Consider the following 4,046-nt stretch of genomic DNA (forward strand, 5'->3'; position numbering starts at 1 on the left):
GCCATGCCGGTCACCTTCGGCGCGGCGCTGCTGGCGGCGCTCTCCATGGGCGGCCTGCCGCTGTTCTTCGGTTTCCTCGCCAAGGAGGAGATCTATGCGGCGCTTGCTGCCGGCAATCCGCGCGCCGTGTTTTTCACCGGCCTCGCCGTAATCGGCAATGCGCTGATGTTCGCGATTGGCTTTGCCGTGGCGCTGAAACCTTTCCTCGGCCCCGATGTCGAGACGCCGAAACATGCCCATGAAGGACCAATGACGCTCTGGCTCGGCCCGGTGGTTCTCTCGGTGCTCGGCCTGGCGGCCGCACTCTTTTCCGGCGTGGCGCATCGTTACATCTCTTCGCCGATGGCAAGCGCGATCACCGCCCAGAAGATCGTCATCGACATTTCGACCATGCCGCATCTCGGCGTGCCCCTGCTTCTGTCGGTGGCCACCGTTGTCCTCGGCGCGCTCGCCTTCTGGCGGCTGACGGACCTTCGGGCCTTCATGGTGCGGGCGGTGGAAAGCCTTGGCCCCGGACCGGACCGCGGTTTCGACCATTTCGTCTCCGGCCTGGTGCGGCTTTCGGGCGCCGTCACCCGTCTCGTCCAGCCGGGCCGGCTGGAAATCTACATCACCGCCACCTTCATCCTGCTGGCCGTGACGCTGCTCGTCCCGCCCTTCGTGTTCGGCGAACTGCCGGCGATGCCCGCCTGGCCGGAGCAATTGCTGGTCCAGGAAGCGGCGTTCTTCGCAATCGCGGTGATCGGCCTCATCGCCGTGCTGCGCGCAAAGGACCGGCTGACGGCGATCGTCTCGCTCGGCATCCAGGGTTTTGCCGTCGCCGTCATCTTCCTGCTGTTCGGCGCGCCGGACCTGTCGTTCACCCAGTTCATGGTCGAGACGCTGTCGGTGGTCATCCTGGCGCTGGTAATGACGCGGCTGCGGCTCTCGCCCCGCGACCACCGGCCCCTAGGACAAACGCTCTTCGACGGGACGATCGCGGTCGCCTGCGGCCTCGGCTTCACGCTGCTCCTCTTGAAATCGACTGAGGCGCCGTTCGACACTGTGCTTACCGATTTCTTCAATACCTATTCCAAGACCGTCGCCCACGGCGCCAACGTCGTCAACGTCATCATCGTCGACTTCCGCGGCACGGATACATTGGGCGAGATCGCGGTGGTAATGGTGACGGCGCTCGCGGTGCTGGCGCTGATCCGGGTGAGGGCGGGTAAAAAGGGGGCGCAAGGTTGATGTGTGCGGCGCACCCCCCTCTGCCCTGCCGGGCATCTCCCCCTCAAGGGGGGAGATTGGCAAGCGGCGAGATCTCGGCCATCTCAAGCGTTGCGGTTGGAGCGATGCTGGTGCGCCCAGCCGATCTCCCCACCCGAGGGGGAGATGCCCGGCAGGGCAGAGGGGGGCTGGCAGGGTTCGACCTGCAAGGGGAACGGAGCTTGTTCAACCTCCAAGAGGTGGTGGCAACCAACGTGCAAGGTGCTCATCCATGAACACTCTCATCCTGCGCACCGTCGCGCCCTTCCTCACCGCCCTGATGCTGCTGTTCTCCGTCTTCGTCCTGCTGCGTGGCCACAACGAGCCCGGCGGCGGGTTCATCGGCGGGTTGATTGCGGCTTCGGCGCTGGCGATCTACGGCATCGCCTTCGGCGTGCCTGCGGTGCGCCGCGCGATCCGGTTCCACCCGATGGCGATTGCCGGCGCCGGACTGCTGCTTGCGACGCTTTCCGGCCTGATCTCGATCGTGTTCGGCGTGCCGTTCATGACCGGGCTCTGGGTCTATCCCGTCGTCTTCGAGGTCGAAGTGCCGCTCGCCACCGTCATGTCCTTCGATATCGGTGTCTATCTGGTGGTGGTCGGGGCGATCACCTCGATCGCGCTGGCGCTCGAACAGGAGCCGGGTTCGGATGCGGAGGGAGGGGACTGATGGAAGCGCTGTTTTCGATCCTGATCGGCCTGTTCTTTGCCGCCGCGATCTACCTTCTGCTGTCGAAGCACACCGTGCGCATCCTGCTCGGCGTGGTGCTGCTCGGCAATGCGGTCAACCTCATGCTCTTCACCACCGGCAGGCTCACCCGCGAAGTGCCGCCGATCATCCCGGCCGGCATGGACACGCTGTCGTCGAACGCCGCCAATCCGCTGCCGCAGGCGCTGATCCTGACGGCAATCGTCATCTCGTTCTCCTTCTTCGCCTTTCTGCTGGTGCTGACCTACCGCGCCTACCAGGAACTCGGCACCGACGACACCGACGAGATGCGGCTGGCCGAACCGCGGGACGAGCAGTTTCCGCCGCTGGGGTATTGAGGGGATGGTTTTGGAGTTTTCGCCGGACACTTGTTGTTACGCTATCGGCTCGCCCGCCCGCGGCACCCCCCTCTGCCCTGCCGGGCATCTCCCCCTCAAGGGGGGAGATCGAATCGTGGCGGCGCCCTGCCCAGATCGTGACAAGCGGTTGAGTGAGACACAGCGCATATCTTTTGACAGAGGCTTGCGTATGCCCCGGTCCAACAGGGAGCGGGGAGCCGGCCTCTGGCCGATCTCCCCCCTTGAGGGGGAGATGCCCGGCAGGGCAGAGGGGGGTATAACGGCTTCGACGATAACCGTCCGGGGTCAACTGACAGCGGCGGTATTCGCTGACACCCCACCGTGAGGGACATCCACTGATGGCCTCTCCTTCCGTCGACCTCTCCGCAGCCCTCGTCCTCGCCGCCCCGCCGCTCGCCGACTGGTTGGTCGTACTCCCCGTCGCCCTGATGATCGGCTTCGGTGCTGTCTTGATGATGGTGCGCAAGTCCGTCCGCCTGCATGGCGGCATCGCGATTGCCGGCCTGGCGCTCCTCGTCCTCCTCGACGCCGGCCTGCTCTGGCGCGTCTGGACCCATGGCCCGGTCACCATGGTGATGGGCCGCTGGTTGCCGCCCTTCGGCATTGCGTTCACCGCCGACCTTTTTGGCGCGGTCATGGCGCTCGCCGCGGCGATCGTTGCCCTTGCCGGCGGCATATTCGCGCTCGCCGATATCGACGCGAGCGGCCGGCGCTACGGCTTTTACCCGTTCCTGATGCTGCTGATGGCCGGCGTCACGGGCGCCTTTCTGACCGGCGACATCTTCAACCTCTATGTCTGGTTCGAGGTGCTGCTGATCTCGTCCTTCGGCCTCCTGATTCTCGGCTCAGAACCGGAGCAGATCGACGGGGCGTTGAAATACGCCATCCTCAACTTGATCGGCACGACCCTGTTCCTGATCGCGGTCGGTTATCTCTATGCGGTCTTCGGCACGCTCAACATGGCCGATATCGCCCGCAAGGCGGCGGGCCTGCGCGGCACCGCGCCGCTGACGACGCTGACGGCGCTGTTCATCCTAGCCTTCGCCATGAAGGCCGCCGCCTTTCCGGTCAATTTCTGGCTGCCGGCCTCCTATCACACGCCGCGGGTGGTGGTGTCGGCGCTGTTCGGTGGTCTGCTTACCAAGATCGGCATCTATTCGCTGATCCGCGTCACCATCATGCTCTTCCCGGTCGAGCGGGAGGAATTGAGCCTCGTCGTTGCCATATCGGCGGCGCTCACCATGCTGGTCGGCGCATTGGGCGCGCTGGCGCAGAACGATATTCGCCGGCTCGTGGGTTACGTGGTCATTGCCGGCATCGGCAACATGATGGCGGGCGTGGCGATCGGCACGCCGGCGGCCGTCAGCGGCGCCATCCTCTATGCGCTGCATTCGGTGGTGACCATGACCGCACTTTATCTGGTGTCGGGAGAAACCGGCCGGCTCGGCGGCACCTGGGCGCTCTCCGGCCTCGGCGGGCTTTACCGGAAGGCGCCGTGGTTTTCGGGCGCCGCCTTCCTGCTGTTTCTGGCCGCTTCCGGCCTGCCGCCGCTGTCGGGCCTTTGGCCCAAGGTGGCGCTGTTGAAAGCCTCGCTCGATATCGGTGCCTGGTGGCTGGCCGCGGCGATCCTCGTCTCCGCTTTCCTGGTCACGCTGGCGCTCGCCCGCGTCTTCCTGCTTGCCTTCTGGCGGCCGCAGCCCGACCCTGTTCCGGAGGCCGCCGTTCCGGCG

Annotated in this window: 4 protein-coding genes; all 4 read left to right on the top strand. The window is 65.6% G+C overall.

Annotation, left to right across the window (positions count from 1 at the left end; translation table 11 throughout):
• Nucleotides 1-1,230, top strand: a 1,230-nt coding sequence (gene mbhE, locus MOV61_RS28885; RefSeq protein WP_247139045.1) for a hydrogen gas-evolving membrane-bound hydrogenase subunit E, incomplete at its 5' end; no start/stop codon positions are given.
• A gap of 250 nt (nt 1,231-1,480) precedes the next feature.
• On the top strand, nt 1,481-1,918 hold the full coding sequence (locus tag MOV61_RS28890; protein WP_247139046.1) for a Na+/H+ antiporter subunit B: 438 nt from the start codon (nt 1,481-1,483) through the stop codon (nt 1,916-1,918).
• Nucleotides 1,918-2,295 (top strand): Na+/H+ antiporter subunit C, encoded by a 378-nt coding sequence (locus MOV61_RS28895; protein ID WP_247139047.1) that lies wholly within the window; start codon nt 1,918-1,920, stop codon nt 2,293-2,295. The genes MOV61_RS28890 and MOV61_RS28895 overlap by 1 nt, the downstream gene beginning before the upstream one ends.
• A 359-nt stretch (nt 2,296-2,654) precedes the next feature.
• Nucleotides 2,655-4,046, top strand: a 1,392-nt coding sequence (locus MOV61_RS28900; protein WP_247139048.1) for a Na+/H+ antiporter subunit D, incomplete at its 3' end; no start/stop codon positions are given.

This window comes from Neorhizobium sp. BETTINA12A, assembly GCF_023006485.1.
Taxonomy (GTDB): Bacteria; Pseudomonadota; Alphaproteobacteria; order Rhizobiales; family Rhizobiaceae; genus Neorhizobium.